The organism is Singulisphaera sp. GP187, assembly GCF_900129635.1.
GTDB lineage: Bacteria > Planctomycetota > Planctomycetia > Isosphaerales > Isosphaeraceae > Singulisphaera.
The window spans coordinates 1,583,372-1,597,486 of the sequence record NZ_FSRB01000001.1; the positions used below are offsets into that span (position 1 = coordinate 1,583,372).

General features: G+C 61.9%; 11 protein-coding genes. 6 read left to right on the forward strand and 5 right to left on the reverse strand.

Features of this window, described 5'->3' with window-relative positions; translation table 11 throughout:
- Window positions 1–1,000: 1,000 nt before the first annotated feature.
- Window positions 1,001–1,609 carry a hypothetical protein gene (locus BUS42_RS44275; protein WP_216821010.1) on the forward strand — a complete coding sequence of 203 codons (609 nt, stop codon included), beginning with the start codon at window positions 1,001–1,003 and terminating at the stop codon, window positions 1,607–1,609.
- Between the two features lie 325 nt (window positions 1,610–1,934).
- Here BUS42_RS44275 and BUS42_RS06230 read toward each other — a convergent pair whose 3' ends face one another.
- Both BUS42_RS06230 and BUS42_RS45975 read right to left on the reverse strand, forming a co-directional pair.
- Window positions 1,935–3,707, reverse strand: coding sequence for a TolC family protein (locus tag BUS42_RS06230; protein ID WP_083670076.1), 1,773 nt, complete (start codon window positions 3,705–3,707; stop codon window positions 1,935–1,937).
- 115 nt (window positions 3,708–3,822) lie between these two features.
- Window positions 3,823–3,954 carry a hypothetical protein gene (locus BUS42_RS45975; RefSeq protein ID WP_256386126.1) on the reverse strand — a complete coding sequence of 44 codons (132 nt, stop codon included), beginning with the start codon at window positions 3,952–3,954 and terminating at the stop codon, window positions 3,823–3,825.
- Window positions 3,955–4,040: 86 nt separating this feature from the next.
- Here BUS42_RS45975 and BUS42_RS06235 point away from each other — a divergent pair, with 86 nt between their 5' ends.
- From BUS42_RS06235 to BUS42_RS06245, 3 genes are all read left to right on the forward strand, one after another.
- Entirely contained in the window at window positions 4,041–5,849 is a 1,809-nt protein-coding gene (locus BUS42_RS06235) for a MutS-related protein (protein WP_074310755.1), read from the forward strand.
- Between the two features lie 36 nt (window positions 5,850–5,885).
- Window positions 5,886–7,916 carry a prolyl oligopeptidase family serine peptidase gene (locus BUS42_RS06240; protein ID WP_074306181.1) on the forward strand — a complete coding sequence of 677 codons (2,031 nt, stop codon included), beginning with the start codon at window positions 5,886–5,888 and terminating at the stop codon, window positions 7,914–7,916.
- 131 nt (window positions 7,917–8,047) lie between these two features.
- Window positions 8,048–8,758, forward strand: coding sequence for an RraA family protein (locus BUS42_RS06245; RefSeq protein WP_074306182.1), 711 nt, complete (start codon window positions 8,048–8,050; stop codon window positions 8,756–8,758).
- A 25-nt stretch (window positions 8,759–8,783) separates the two neighbouring features.
- Here BUS42_RS06245 and BUS42_RS06250 read toward each other — a convergent pair whose 3' ends face one another.
- Entirely contained in the window at window positions 8,784–9,254 is a 471-nt protein-coding gene (locus BUS42_RS06250; RefSeq protein ID WP_074306183.1) for a hypothetical protein, read from the reverse strand.
- Window positions 9,255–9,392: 138 nt separating this feature from the next.
- Between BUS42_RS06250 and BUS42_RS06255 the strand changes: the two genes are divergently transcribed.
- Both BUS42_RS06255 and ppk1 read left to right on the forward strand, forming a co-directional pair.
- On the forward strand, window positions 9,393–10,274 hold the full coding sequence (locus BUS42_RS06255; RefSeq protein ID WP_256386127.1) for a deoxyribonuclease IV: 882 nt from the start codon (window positions 9,393–9,395) through the stop codon (window positions 10,272–10,274).
- A gap of 41 nt (window positions 10,275–10,315) precedes the next feature.
- Complete coding sequence (gene ppk1, locus BUS42_RS06260) at window positions 10,316–12,511, forward strand: polyphosphate kinase 1 (RefSeq protein WP_074306185.1); 2,196 nt, start codon at window positions 10,316–10,318, stop codon at window positions 12,509–12,511.
- 180 nt (window positions 12,512–12,691) lie between these two features.
- Here ppk1 and sixA read toward each other — a convergent pair whose 3' ends face one another.
- Window positions 12,692–13,189 (reverse strand): phosphohistidine phosphatase SixA, encoded by a 498-nt coding sequence (sixA, locus tag BUS42_RS06265; RefSeq protein WP_074306186.1) that lies wholly within the window; start codon window positions 13,187–13,189, stop codon window positions 12,692–12,694.
- A gap of 48 nt (window positions 13,190–13,237) precedes the next feature.
- Entirely contained in the window at window positions 13,238–14,092 is an 855-nt protein-coding gene (locus tag BUS42_RS06270; RefSeq protein ID WP_074306187.1) for a dimethylarginine dimethylaminohydrolase family protein, read from the reverse strand.
- Window positions 14,093–14,115 lie beyond the last annotated feature (23 nt).

Sequence of the window (14,115 nt, forward strand, 5' to 3'; positions counted from 1 at the left end):
GGATCCGCGTTTCGCACACCTAATTGGATGGCGAAGGGTTTTGCGATATGCCTCGCCACCATCGAGCCGACAACGATCCTGCTGACGTCATGGAGCGTTTTGAACAAGCTCCAGCGACTTAACTTCGACGTAACCTTCATTACCGACAAAGTTGCTGTTGCTGCTGTACGGTTGAACCCGTGCCTCGCGCAATTGTCTCCCGACGATGGAAGAGGCTTCCTAATTCCGTCACTTTTCACTTCACGACAAGGGGGGGGCGACTCGCGGAGACCATTATGTCCCTTCCACAATTGTCACGAAATAAGGAGGGAGTCTTCCTAGATACGTCACTTTTCACTTCACGACAAGGGGGTGCTCCTCCCGGAGACAATTATTTTGGAACAAAAAAACACCCATGTCGGAAGCCGTCAAGCCGAGGGCGAGTGGGCTGGAGACGAAATGGCCCTGACCCGAGAATATCAAAGGAACATTCGCCAATAAGTCGGATGTTAACGTCAGTAAATGAATCTACGCAGGTTGCGTCGATATCAACCTCCAAAGACGTTAGCTGAAATTCGATGCCTGCCTGATTTGTGCAGGCTTCGTCGGAAATGACGAATGACCCCAATAGTGTTCCCCTATCTTTAAGCCAGTAGATTCAGATGGGAGTAAGCCAATGACCGAACCAGAGTCGAACAGCGGCACCGATCGGACTGCCTTTCGTGTCGAGGGAGGGGTGGCCAACTCGCCTGTTTGCGTGATGGACCCGCTGGACATCACCACCGACTCGTTCACGCTGGGTCCCCAGCGATTGTATGTACTCAGGCACCCCCCCACGGGGACCTCGGCCTCCACGAAGGTCCAAGATGGCGAGCCACTGACTGACGGCCTCCGAGCGGAACTTTTGCACAGGTTGTCGATCGAGGTCCTGAGCAAAACGATGACTGAGGCCCAATGGCTTAGATGCCCGGATGCGCGCCCTTTGCTTCTGTTCTTAAAAGGAAGAGCGACGAGGCGGAAGTTGCGCCTATTCGCCTGTGCCATGTGTCGCCGTTCGCTCTACCTCCTTGTCGGGCTGGACGGTCCCACTTTGCTTCGCCAGGCCGAAGATGCGACCGACGAGGGAGGAAACGCCACCACGATACGCCTCCCCATTGAGGAACTCAGGGATTATGCCGCCCAACATTCGATCAACGCTCGGGGCCGGGAGGCGCAGCGCGGGGAGGTCGAAGCGTCCCACCTCCTCCAGAGTTGTCGGGATCCCGTCCATCCCTTCAGCCAGACCGAGTGGTCAGCTGCATGGCATAATGCTATGCTTGCGAGAAACCCGTTCCTCTGGAATAACCCGAACTCCGAGGAGGGCGGGCCGAACGAGCAACTCGCCGCGATTCGGGACATCTTCGGAAACCCGTTCCGCTCTGTCGCCTTCGACCCGTCCTGGCTCACATCCCCGGTCGTCTCCCTCGCACAGGGCTCGTACGCCGACCGGGCGTTTGACCGTTTGCCCATCCTCGCCAACGCACTGGAAGAATCCGGGTGCAACGACGCCGATATCCTTACCCACTGCCGCGGGAGTGGCCCCCATTACCGGGGTTGTTGGGTCGTTGATTCGTTGCTGGGAAAGGAATAACGGGTCAGCCGAAAGACAGGGAATCCAAGCCAAAGATGCGTTCGCCCTGGGGCCGAAATAGTGAGTTCCGAGTCGCGACGAGGGAACGAAATGGGGACATTCGCCAATAATGCGGATGTTAACATCAACAAAAGAATCTACGCAGGCTGCGTCGATATCAGCCTCCAAAGACGTTAGCTGAAAGTCGATGCCTGCCTAATTTGTGCAGGCTACGTCGAAATTGACGAATGCCCCGAATGGCCCCTTTTCTACACAACCGGGCCAGCAGCGGCAGGGCGATTGTGCCCCACACCTTGTGGGTGACGTCCGGCCCGATCGCCGTGGGTTACGGTTTGTTGCCGAAGGGCGAGGTCGATTCATAGGGCGGGCGGGCCAGCGACGGGGGGCCGAAGAGTCGCGGTCTGTCCGACGACTCGGGGCGCAAGGGAGTCGGCCGTGTGGTCGTCGGCGGCGGGGTAAGACCACCGAGGTCGAGAGGGGGGAGTAAATCGGGCACGGGCGTGGAGGGGGAGCGGAGAAGGAACGGCGACGGAGTTTCGGGAGGGGTCGGGGGCCGTCCCGGCTCGGCTTCTCCTGGGAGGGCCGTCGGCAGCGGGCCAGGGACGAGGGGCAATTCCACGCCGACGGCGAACTCGAGGCGAGCGAGCGCCCGCTGATACTGGTAGATCGCCGCATTCAGCGTCTGCTCGGACCGTGTTTCGGAGGCCTGGGCTTCGATCAACTCGGCCGGGGTTGCGTCTCCCGCGCGGGATCGGCTTGTGACGAGCCGGAAGTTCTCCTCGGCCTGGTGGAAGACGGCCCGCGCAGCGCCGATCCGCTCCCGCGCGTCCTCGACCCCACGAAAGGCGACGTTCACTTCGTAGGCGATGCCATCGCAGATCTGCTGGGCCTGCGCCTCGGCCGAGCGGACCCCGGCCAGCGCTGCGTGGTACTGGCCCCGGCGTCTTCCACCCCCGTAAATCTCGTGAGTCACGAAGATTCCGCCTGCCCCGACGTTGGCGTTCTGAATCCCGGTCCCGGTGACGTTCGAGTACCCGGCCTGGATCGAGACGCTCGGCAAGAAGTCGGCGCGGGCGATATCCACATCTCCCCGCGCGACCGAGATCCCGCGGATGACGACCGGGATCTCACGACGGTTGGCCACCGCCAGGCTCAGGGTCTGCTCGAGCGAGAGCTCGAACCGCGGAGCCTCCCGCCGTTCGGCCACCTTCGACGGTGCGTTGACGTTGATCCCCATCGACCGGTTCAGGGCGGCCACAGTGACCTCTTCCTCGCTCTTCGCGTCGAACTGCTCCTGGCGGACCCCGGCCAGACTCGCCTCGGCTCGCAGATGCTCCTCCCGGGTGATCACGCCCCGGCGCAGCAGGTCGCCCGACTCTTTCATGAAGGCTTCGGAACGCTCGACCGACCGCTCGGCGATCTCCAACGCCGACTTTGCCTCAAGGACCCGGAAGTAGCATTGGGCGACGTCATAGAAGACCGTCTGGTGCGTCCGTTCCAGCTCGAGCTTGGCGATCTCTGTTTTGAGTTCCGACTGGTCGTGTTTCGCCACTTGCTTGCCGAACTGGAAGATTGTCCATTTGAGTTGGGCTTCGGCCACATGGAAATCCTGCGTCCCCGGTCCGAACCCACGCACCGGGAGGACTGGGAACCGCCCGCGAGTCCCGGTGAAGCCAACGGCGGACGAGAATGCCTGGAAGCCGTAGTTTCCCTGGAGTGTCGGCAGGAACCCGGAATCGGTGATTTCGAGGTTGCCTCGGGCCAAATCGACGCCCGCCTGGGATTGGGCGAGGATCGGGCTTTGCCGCAGCGCGATCGTGCGGGCCGCTTCCAGGGTCAATGATTCGGCCGGGATCGAGTTCGCTTCCGATTTGGCGCCGGTCTCCTCGTTCCGTACGTCGGAGACCGGCCGGACGAAGGGATCAGCCGACGCTTCGCCCTCGTCATGCTTGACGTCCGCACCTGCACTCGCAGCCGTTCCGGTGATCCGATCGACCAGGTCCGGGCGTTCGACCGTGACGGGCCGGAGCGCGCATCCGGGGGCGAGGACGAAGAGGAGAGCCAGCAAGAGACGCTCTGGACCTCCCTGTGCAATCATACGGTCCGTCCTGGATCGTCTTTTGGATTGAGCGTCTCGATTTCCGAAGCTTCAGGCGAGAGATGAGGATGAGAGCCTTTCTGCACCAAGTTCGCTGATCCGTCAAGTCCAAGCTTCAGGTGAACACGCTGTCATGCGGTTCGTGCCGATTCGCTTCGAGGTTTAAGATTCCCCGCGACTTGAGCACCCGTTCGATGTCGGTTACTGTGCTGAGGCGGGCCGGGTTGACTTTGGTTTGCTCGTGCATTGCGATGGGGACTCTCCTTTTTTTTGTTCTTCAACGTTCAGACCCGAATCCGCGGGCCGGTCATCACTCTGTTTGAGAGGGGTTTCATGGAGGATGTGGAGTCGCCATCCCAAGAGGGAGTTCGTCTTGACTACACCCGTCGGCTCGAAGGCCGACGTGCGACTCGAGCCCAATTCACGTTCCGAGAGCGTGTGATCACCGAGGCGAGGCTTCTCGTTTTCATCGCGGGGCTTGTCCTGGCAGGTGTCGCCTTCGGCGCGGAACGAATCAGCGGGGCGTGGGTCGCCCTTCCTATCTTCCTCTTTCTCCTCCTGATCCTCATCCATGCCCGTCTCGCTCGTCTGAGCCACCGAGCAGGTAGGGCGGTCGAGTTCTACGAGAAGGGGATCGCCCGGGTTGAGAACCGTTGGGCGGGCAAGGGGGAGCCGGGGCATCGGTTCCTTGATCCTGAGCATCCGTACGCCGCGGACCTGGACCTGTTTGGAGTCGGCTCGATGTTCGAGCGACTCTGCACCGCCCGGACCCGCTCGGGGGAAGATACGCTGGCCGCCTGGCTGCTCAAGCCCGCGACTCCCGAGGTCGTACTCGAACGGCAGGCGGCGGTCGCCGAACTGCGTGCGCAGGTTGATCTCCGTGAAGATATCGAGTTGCTCGGGGCCGATGTTCGCGCCGGGATCGATCCGGAGGCGCTGGCGGCCTGGGGGAAGACACCTCGCCTTTTCTCGAGTCGACTGCTGCGGATCGGCGCGGGTTTGCTCTCCGCACTGACGGTCGCCGCCCTGATCGCTTGGGAGCTCATCGATCTCGGTCCTGCCCCGTTCTTCGTGCTTGTTATTATTGAACTTCTGTTTGCTTGGAAGATGTCGGGATCTATTCATCACGTGCTTGCTCCGCTCGACCGCCGAGCGCCCGAACTGGTGCTGCTCTCGCATCTCCTGGAACGCCTCGAGCGCGAAACGTTCCAGGCCCCGGCGCTTCGTCGGCTCCAGGTGCAACTCCAGTGCGAGGGGGTTCCCGCCTCGCGGCAAATCGCGAAGCTGGCTCAACTCCTGCAACTGCTCGACTCCCAGAAGAATCAGCTCTTCTTGCCGTTTGCGGCGATGCTCCTCTGGTCGTTCCAGTTGGCGACCTTGATCGATTCCTGGCGGGCCAAGTCGGGGCCCGCGATCGCGGGCTGGCTCGCCGCGATCGGCGAGTTCGAGGCCTTGTGTGCGCTCGCGGCCTATGCCTGGGAGAACCCGACCGACGTCTTCCCGACGATCCAGGCAGAGGGCGCCCGCTTCGAGGCGCTTGACCTGGGACATCCCCTGCTCGCCGAGAGCGTCCTCGTTCGCAACGACGTCGCTCTGGGGGGCGACTTGCAAGTGCTCGTGGTGAGCGGATCGAACATGTCGGGCAAGAGCACCTTGCTCCGCTCGGTCGGGATCAACACGGTGCTCGCTCTGGCCGGATCCCCGGTCTGCGCGCGAAAACTGACCCTCTCACCGCTCGCCATCGGCGCCACGCTTCGGGTGCAGGATTCGCTCCAGGCGGGGCGTTCCCGGTTCTATGCCGAGATCACGCGCTTACGCCAGTTGGTCGACCTGTCGCGGGGGCCGATCCCTTTGCTCTTCCTGATCGACGAGATCCTGAACGGGACGAACTCGCACGATCGAAGTGTCGGGGGCGAGTCGGTGATTCGAGGCTTGATCGGTCGCGGGGCGATCGGGCTGGTGACAACGCACGACCTGGCGCTCGCCGAGATTGCCGATCGGCTGGGCACGATCGCGAAAAACGTCCACTTCGTCGATCACTTCGAGAACGGAACGTTGCACTTCGACTACCTGATGCGTCCGGGGGTGGTCCGCAAGAGCAATGCACTGGCGTTGATGCGTGCGGTTGGTCTGGACGTCTAGAAAAGACGGTCGTAACCAGGAGAGGATCGAGAAGTGATGATGCCTCGAGTGAGACTTGCCGCATTCTTCGTCGTCGTGACCGCGACGTTCGCGGGGGCCGATGGTCCCAACGACAACCTGCCAGAAGCGGTGCGCCGGATCCCGAAGCTCGGAATCGAGGTCCCCCCCGCCGATCGCGAGGCGCTCGAAACGGGACTGACCGAGCTTCAAGCCGTGATCGACAAGCTCAAAGAGGGGCGCGACGCCTGGGTTCTCGAACTGATCCCCGACGTGCAGATCTATCAGCGGGCGGTTCACGATGCCTTGAAATATCACGAATTTTTTGATGCCAAAGAAATCGGCAAGGCGAAGGCGTTGCTCAAGGAGGGCCAGAAACGTGCCGAGCAATTGAGCCAGAAGCAGGCGCCCTGGAGTGATCAGACCGGACTCGTCGTGCGGGGCTACGTCTCAAAAATCGACGGATCGGTGCAGCCTTATGGGTTGGTCGTGCCGGAGTCGAAGCGGGGGGGCGTGCGTCCCGAGCATCGGCTGGACGTCTGGTTCAACGGCCGCGGCGAAACGCTCAGCGAAGTCAACTTTGTCGACCAGCACAGCCACCAGCCGGGCCAGTTCACCCCGGCTGACACGATCGTGCTCAAGCCTTACGGTCGGTACTGCAACGCCTTCAAGTTTGCCGGCGAGGTGGATGTTCTCGAGGCCCTCGAGTCGGTCAAGCGGCGCTATCGGATCGACGAAGATCGGATCTCGGTTCGCGGCTTCTCGATGGGAGGCGCGGCGGCCTGGCAATTCGCGGTCCATTACCCGGACCGTTGGTTCGCCGCCAACCCGGGCGCGGGCTTTTCGGAGACGCCCCGATTCCTGAAGGAGTTTCAGAAGGAGACGCTGACACCGTCGGTTTATGAGAAGACGCTCTGGCACCTCTACGACTGCACGGACTATGCGGCGAACTTGATCGCGTGTCCGACCGTCGCCTACAGCGGCGAGAACGACAGCCAGAAGCAGGCGGCCGACGTGATGGCCGAGGCGCTGAAGGCAGAAGGTATCGAGCTGACTCACATCATCGGTCCCCAGACGAAGCATGCCTACCATCCCGAGGCGAAGCGCGAGGTGGAACGGCGGATGGAGAGCCTGGCGGCCCGAGGTCGGCAAAAGTTCCCCTCCGAAGTCACACTCGTCGCCTACACGCTCAAGTATAATCGCATGCACTGGCTGTCCATTGACGGCTTGGGCGAGCATTGGAAACGGGCACGGGTCGATGCGTCGTTGGGCGACCAAAAAGTAACGGTCAAATCCGAAAACGTCGATGCGCTCTCCCTGGAGTTTCCGCCAGGCTGGGCTCCGTTCAAGGTCAACGCACCGGTCGAGGTCACGATCGACGGGGTCAAGCTGGATGGAGGGCGTCCCCTCTCCGACCAGTCTTGGGTCTGCCGGCTGGAACGGAAGGACGGTGGCTGGAAAGTCGGTTCGTCCTCCGATCAAGAAGTCCGCAAGCGGCACGACCTTCAAGGTCCGATTGATGATGCGTTCATGGACTCGTTCGTCTTCGTCCTGCCCACCGGTAAGGGAGGCAACCCCCGGTTCAACGCGTGGGCCGATCAAGAGTCGGCACGGGCCATCGAACATTGGCGGAGGCAATTCCGCGGGGAGCCGCGCGTGAAAAAGGATGTCGACGTCACCGAGGCCGACATCGCCTCCACAAACCTCGTCCTCTGGGGTGACCCGACCACGAACGTGGTGCTGACCCGGATCGCCGACCGCTTGCCAATTTCCTGGAATCACGAGAGAATCAAGGCGGGTGACCACGAGTTCTCAGCAGAGAACCATGGCCTGATTCTGGTCGCCCCCAACCCGCTCAACACCCATCGCTATGTGGTGTTGAACAGTGGATTCACTTACCGCGATTACGACTATCTGAATAATGCCCGCCAAGTTCCCAAGCTGCCTGACTGGGCTGTCATTAACCTGGAGACTCCGCCCGACTCGCGAACGCCTGGTTCCGTGGTCGCCGCCGACTTCTTCAACGAGCGCTGGGAATTGAAGACGCCGCCCCCCCGTCCGATGAATTGAGGCTGGGGCGGAGGGGGGAAACCTCCGCCACGAGCACGGGCCTCAATCGATTTCTCTCCCCAGCCACGATGGTATCGGCGTCCGCACCAGACGCCCCATCGCCCTTCAACCGAGGTCGGAGACTTTCGTTTATGTCCACGTCCACAGAGACCCTGACCGCCGATCAACTCGCCGCCCTGCGCCGCTACAACACGCCCACGATCTCCAACGCGATCGAGATCTTCAACATTCGATCGCGCCATCTCGGTTTTCTCCCGCACCAGATTCGCTGCCTCTTTCCCGACATGGGGCCGATCGTCGGCTATGCCGTGACCTCGCAGACTCGGGCGTCGTATTCGCCCGATCCATCACCCGACCTCACCGACGACTACCTGCGCTATGTGGCCGCACAGCCCGGCCCCAAGATCGCGGTCGGCCAGGACGTCGATAATCCTCCCGGGCTCGGGGCGCAGTTCGGCGAGATCAACTCGACGATTCACAAGAAGCTTGGGTGCATTGGGCACATTACCGACGGCTGTCCCCGTGACCTCGACGAGGTCCGGGAGATGGGATTCCAGCTCTTCGGGCTCAACCCGTGCGTGAGCCATGCCTACGTCCGGCTCGTCTCCTTCGGCCAACCGGTCAAGCTCGCGGGAGTTGAGATCCGGCCCGGCGACTTGATCCATGCCGACAAGCATGGCGTCTGTATCATCCCGCTCGCGATCGCGGCCCAACTGGCCGACGCCTGTGCCGAGGTTGAGCGTCTGGAGCGACCCTTGTTGGATGTGTGCCGCACCGAACCGTTCTCGCTGGACGCCTTCCTGGAAGTCCGCGCGGCGATGAAGGCGAAGATTCGCGAGTAAAATCGGCGGTCGCCGTCGGTTCGGTTCAGTAGCCGCGGCGGGGATGAAGCACGACCGGTTCGAACCGCTGGTTGCGTCGGACCGCCTCGTCGGGGCGAATCTCGTCGAGGCGTTTCCCTTCGGCGAACCAGCGCCCTTTTCGGAATTCAAACAGGGCGGTGGCGTGCCGCGGGGCCGTTACCTCGGGCAAGTCCTCAAACGGGCTCGAATCGAAGTGGACGCCGATCAAGGCGAGCAGCCTGCGCGTCTGCCGATCGCGAGCCCAGAGGACCTCATCGTGCCAGTGGGCCTCTTCCCAGCGCAGCCCCTCAATGGGATCGACCTTGCCGAGCGCGGTGAGAAACCGGGCCTCGAGCCACTCACGTTGCTGGCGAAACAGGTCGCGCGCATGGTCGACGTGCATTTCCTCGGCGAATTGCCGCGCGGGGCGACGGAGGATGAGGACGAGCGCGACGAGGCAGGCCGGTAAAATTCCCACCCAGATGAACTGGATCATCGCGGAGTTCCTGCCTATTCCTTGGGCATTTCGAGCAATTTTATTCTAGATCCAACCCGACGCGATCCGCAAGGACTCGTCTGGAAATGAGGAAGATTCCGGAACGAGCCCTCGGGTTTCGGGCGAAAGGACTTTGCATTGGGAGCTGCGAGACTTGGGGCTCACATGTCGATTGCCGGTGGCTGTGATCGCGCCGTGACGGCCGCGCACCGGTTTGGGTTCGACACGGTGCAACTCTTTACCAAGAATAACAATCAGTGGAAAGCGCCGACGTTGACCGACGCGCACGTCGCGGCGTTTCGCGCCGCGCTGAAAACGACAGGAGTTGGTACGCCGGTTGCTCACAATTCCTACCTGATCAATCTCGGTAGTCCTGACGACACGCTCTGGAACAAATCGATCGACGCGATGATCGTCGAGCTTGAGCGTTGTGAAGTGCTTGGGATTCTCGATCTCGTTGCGCACCCGGGGGCCCACGTGGGATCCGGGGAGGACGAAGGGCTGAAACGGATCGCGGCCGGGATCGATGAGATCCATCGCCGGACCCCTGGTTTTGCCGTTCGGATCGATCTGGAGACGACCGCGGGGCAGGGCACGTGCCTGGGGCACAAATTCGAGCATCTTGGTACGATCCTCGGCCTGGTGAAAGATCCTAGCCGACTTGGGGTTTGCGTCGATACCTGCCATATTTTCGCGGCGGGCTATTCTCTCGCGACCGTAGATGAGTACGATGGGACAATGCATGATTTTGACCGGACGGTCGGCGTGGACCGCGTCCGGGTCTGGCATCTCAACGACAGCCGTCGTGAGCGGGGGAGCCGGGTCGATCGCCATGCGGGGATCGGTCAGGGCCATCTCGGTCTGGAACCGTTTCGTTTCGTCGTCACTGACCCTCGTTTCCGGGACATTCCAATGATCCTCGAGACGCCCAAGGGAACGGACGAGCAGGGCGAGGAGTTCGACGCCGTGAACCTTCGCCTCCTTCGGCAACTCGAAACGCGATCGTCCCAGACGGCCTGAGCGGTCGTCGCCGGTGCGAACGTGATGGAGCGCGGTCGGTCATGGCCCAACACCAACTCAACGGATCGGGCACTGCTCCGGTCGCTCGATCGTCCAATCCCCTCGATCCCGCTCTCTTTATCAATCGCGAGTTGAGCTGGCTCAATTTCGACGAACGCGTGCTGGAAGAGGCACGCGATCCGTCGAATCCGCTGCTGGAGCGGCTCCGGTTCCTGGCGATCTGTGCCTCGAACCTCGACGAGTTCTTCGAGGTTCGCGTCGCCGGGCTCCAGGCTCAGCTTTATGACAACCTCGAGCCCCAGGACGCCCCGCCCGACGGGATGGGGCCACTCTCGCAGTTAACCGAAATCTCGCGCCGGGCTCATGATTTCGTCGGCCGGCAATATGAAATCTATCGGACCGAGATCCACCCCCAACTCGCGGCGCATGGAATCCATGTCTGTGGGCCCGACGAGCTGTCCGAGACTCAGAACGCCTTTCTCGATAAGTATTTCGACTGGCAGGTCTATCCGGTCTTGACCCCGCTGGCGATCGACCCCGCTCATCCGTTCCCGCACTTGCACAACAAGAGCCTGAACCTGATCCTGCGGATCGAAACGATCGGCCAGGATCCGCCTCGTCAGCTCTATGCGGTGCTCCAAGTGCCCTCGGTCCTGAATCGACTGGTGCCACTGCCCGACGAGGGGGACGGCCAGCGTCGGTTCGTGTTGCTCGAGGACGTGATCGGACCGCGGCTCGACGCCCTGTTCGGAGGGTTCAAGGTCGCCGCGCGAGCTGCTTTCCGCGTCACCCGCAACAGCGATCTGACGATCCAGGAGACCGAGGTCAAGAGTAGCCTCCTGTCGACGATTCAGGAGACCTTGCGGCAACGGAAATGGGGAGCCGCCGTTCGCCTGGAAATCTCCGACCGAGCCGATGAGGGCTTCCTCGCTCAACTCCAGACCGCCCCCGCGCTCGACCTCGACGATCGCGACGTCTACAAGGTCTCGGGACCCGTCGATCTGACCGCCCTGGTGGCGCTCTATAAGCTCGAAGGCTTCCGGGAGCTGAAGGAGCCCGCGTTCGAGCCCCAGATTGTGGCGTCGTTAGCGAATCGGGCCAACGTCTTCGCCGCGATCCGCGAGCAGGACATCCTGGTCCACCATCCCTATGAGTCGTTCGGCTCGGTCGTTCAGTTCATCGAGCAGGCCTCGGAAGATCCCCAAGTCCTGGCGATCAAGCAGACGCTCTACCGGACCTCCGACGATAATCCGATTATCACCGCTCTGGCCCGCGCGGCGGAGAACGGCAAGCAGGTGACGGCCCTGGTGGAACTCCAGGCACGGTTGGACGAGGAGAACAACATCGTCAAGGCTCGTGCGCTTCAGAAAGCGGGCGTCCACGTTGTCTATGGGATGGTCGGTCTCAAAACCCATTGCAAGGCGGCCCTGGTCGTGCGCCGCGATCATGATGGGATCCGCCGTTATGTTCACCTCGGCACCGGGAACTACAACCCGACCACGGCCCGGTTCTACACCGACCTGAGCCTCTTCACCTGCCGGTCCGACTTCGGCGAGGATGCAAGCGCCCTGTTTAACCTCCTGACCGGCTACTCCCAGGGGCATGGCTGGCACAAGCTGATCGTCGCGCCGATGCATCTGGCCGATCGAATCACCGCGCTCATCGATCGCGAGCGGTCAAATGCCGAGCGCGGTCTGCCTGCGCGGATCATCGCCAAGATGAACTCGCTGGTCGATCCGGGAGCCATCGAAGCGCTCTACGCCGCGTCCCAAGCGGGTGTCCGCATCGATCTGATCGTGCGAGGGATCTGCTGCCTCCGTCCCGGCATGCCCAAACTGTCCGAGAACATCCGCGTCATCAGCATCGTCGACAAGTTCCTGGAACACTCGCGGATCGCCTATTTCCAAAACAACGACGCTCCGCAAGTCTTTCTCTCCTCGGCCGACTGGATGCCGCGCAACTTCCGCCGTCGGGTCGAGATCATGTTCCCGATCGAAGACCCTCGACTCCGGAATCGGATCGTTGACGGCATCCTTGGCGTGGCCTTGATGGACAATGTGAAAGCGCGCGTGCTTCAGCCGGACGGGACCTATCGTCGAATCGCCTCCGCGGAGTCGGGAGAACCGGTCGTCCGTTCCCAGGTCGAGTTTCAAAATATGGCCCGCGAACTCTCGAGTACCGATCCGATCCGTCCCGTAACCCCCCTGGGAACCACTCAGGCCGGCGTTTTTCGATGAGTTGCTGTCGGGCCGCGGCTTCTTACTAACCGAGCCCCGCACGCAGCGCAGCAAGCAATCAGGTTGCGCTTGGCATGTCGGGACGTCAGTCCTGCGATTGCTTGCTGCGATGCGTGCATGCTTCGGCTCATGCGAAGATCATCGCCGGAGTTGGACCAGACCCAATTTCTCCAACAAAGCCTAGTCGCCTCCGAGCTTACGGAGCAGCCGTGGGCGAGCCAGCCAATCGAGTGTCATGGGCGCACTGGTCGTTCCACTGAGTGCGGCGATTCCGGCTTTTCGGAGTTCGAAGGGGGATGAGCGGGGTCCGGCGACAATTAGCAGGCTGATCAGATCGGACAAAGCGGGATTGTGACCCACCAGCATGATCCGATTCTCGGTGCGGGTGCCGATCCACTCACGGATCGTCGGCGCCGAGGAGCCGGCGAGAAGGACGTCGGTGAACTCGAGGTGGTCGCTCATTGCGAGGACTTCCGCGACGATCTCCGCGGTTTTCCGGGCGCGAGGCAGCGGGCTCGAGAAGATCCGATCGACTTTCAGGTCGAGCTGGAGCAAGCCCTTCGCCACCTGTTTTACGCGTTTCTCCCCTTCGGGCGTCAAGGGACGATCATCGTCGGCGAAACCGGGGTCGCCATGGTCAACGGCGACCCCGTGTCGGAGGAGATAAAGTTGGTTCATCGCGGTCGGCCATCCTTAATCCAAGAAACGGGGAGATGCCTTCGCGCTTCAAGCGGCGCTCCCCGCCACCTCAGGGACGAGCCGCCAGGCCGCGGCTTCTTCACCGTCGAGTCGTAAAGTAAGACACTTGGCGCTTCCCCCCGCCTTGATAAACTCGCTGAACGGCAGTGGCTCGACCGCGTACCCCGAGGCTTGCAAGGCCTGCGCCAGTTTCGGCGCTCCGTCATTCAGCAGGATCGTGCGGCCCACCACCACCGCATTACAACTGAACGAGACGGCCTCATCGGCCGAGACCGCGATCAAGTGGGGGATTCGGTCCTTGAGGACCGATCGTCCATACTCGTCGAAAGCGCCCGGATAATAAATGGCCGTCTCCAGGTCGATGGGGCAGAAGCAGGTGTCGAGGTGGTAAAACCTCGGGTCGACCAGTTCAAGCGGCAGGGCCTCGACGTTGAGCAGGTGGCCGATCCAGAGGTGGCTCTTCGCATCGCTCCGAAACCGATAACCGCCGTACAAGGTCTCACCGAGGAAGAGGGCATCCCCGGCCCCTTCGAAGTAATGCCCGGCGGGGAGCGTGACGACCTGGAACCCGTGGTCGTGCGCCCAACGATCGAAGTGAGGGGTCTCGCCCTGGCGGACCCCATGACGGAACTGCGAACTGACGAAGATTCGGTGGTGGATGAGCCCTGCGTTTGCGGTGAACACGAGGTCGGGCAAGCCGGGCACCGGCGCGAGCCGCTCGACTCTCGCTCCCAAAGCATGCAACGCGTCGTGCAAGGCCCACCACTGCTGTTGCGCTCGGGTGGGGTCGGTGCCGACCGCACGGTTCATCCACGGGTTGATCTCATATTCGATCCCGTAGTGGTCGGGTGGGCACATCAAGAACTGAGGAGCGGAGGACATGAGCGGGCCTCCCTTCATCTTGA

Excerpts from the sequence above, each read along its gene's own strand:
- BUS42_RS06235 (WP_074310755.1), top strand. The coding sequence starts at position 4,041 with ATGGAGGATGTGGAGTCGCCATCCCAAGAGGGAGTTCGTCTTGACTAC.
- BUS42_RS06240 (WP_074306181.1), top strand. The coding sequence starts at position 5,886 with ATGATGCCTCGAGTGAGACTTGCCGCATTCTTCGTCGTCGTGACCGCG.
- sixA (WP_074306186.1), bottom strand. The coding sequence starts at position 13,189 with ATGAACCAACTTTATCTCCTCCGACACGGGGTCGCCGTTGACCATGGC.
- BUS42_RS06270 (WP_074306187.1), bottom strand. The coding sequence starts at position 14,092 with ATGTCCTCCGCTCCTCAGTTCTTGATGTGCCCACCCGACCACTACGGG.
- BUS42_RS06245 (WP_074306182.1), top strand. The coding sequence starts at position 8,048 with ATGTCCACGTCCACAGAGACCCTGACCGCCGATCAACTCGCCGCCCTG.
- BUS42_RS06250 (WP_074306183.1), bottom strand. The coding sequence starts at position 9,254 with ATGATCCAGTTCATCTGGGTGGGAATTTTACCGGCCTGCCTCGTCGCG.
- BUS42_RS06230 (WP_083670076.1), bottom strand. The coding sequence starts at position 3,707 with ATGATTGCACAGGGAGGTCCAGAGCGTCTCTTGCTGGCTCTCCTCTTC.
- BUS42_RS45975 (WP_256386126.1), bottom strand. The coding sequence starts at position 3,954 with ATGCACGAGCAAACCAAAGTCAACCCGGCCCGCCTCAGCACAGTAACC.
- ppk1 (WP_074306185.1), top strand. The coding sequence starts at position 10,316 with ATGGCCCAACACCAACTCAACGGATCGGGCACTGCTCCGGTCGCTCGA.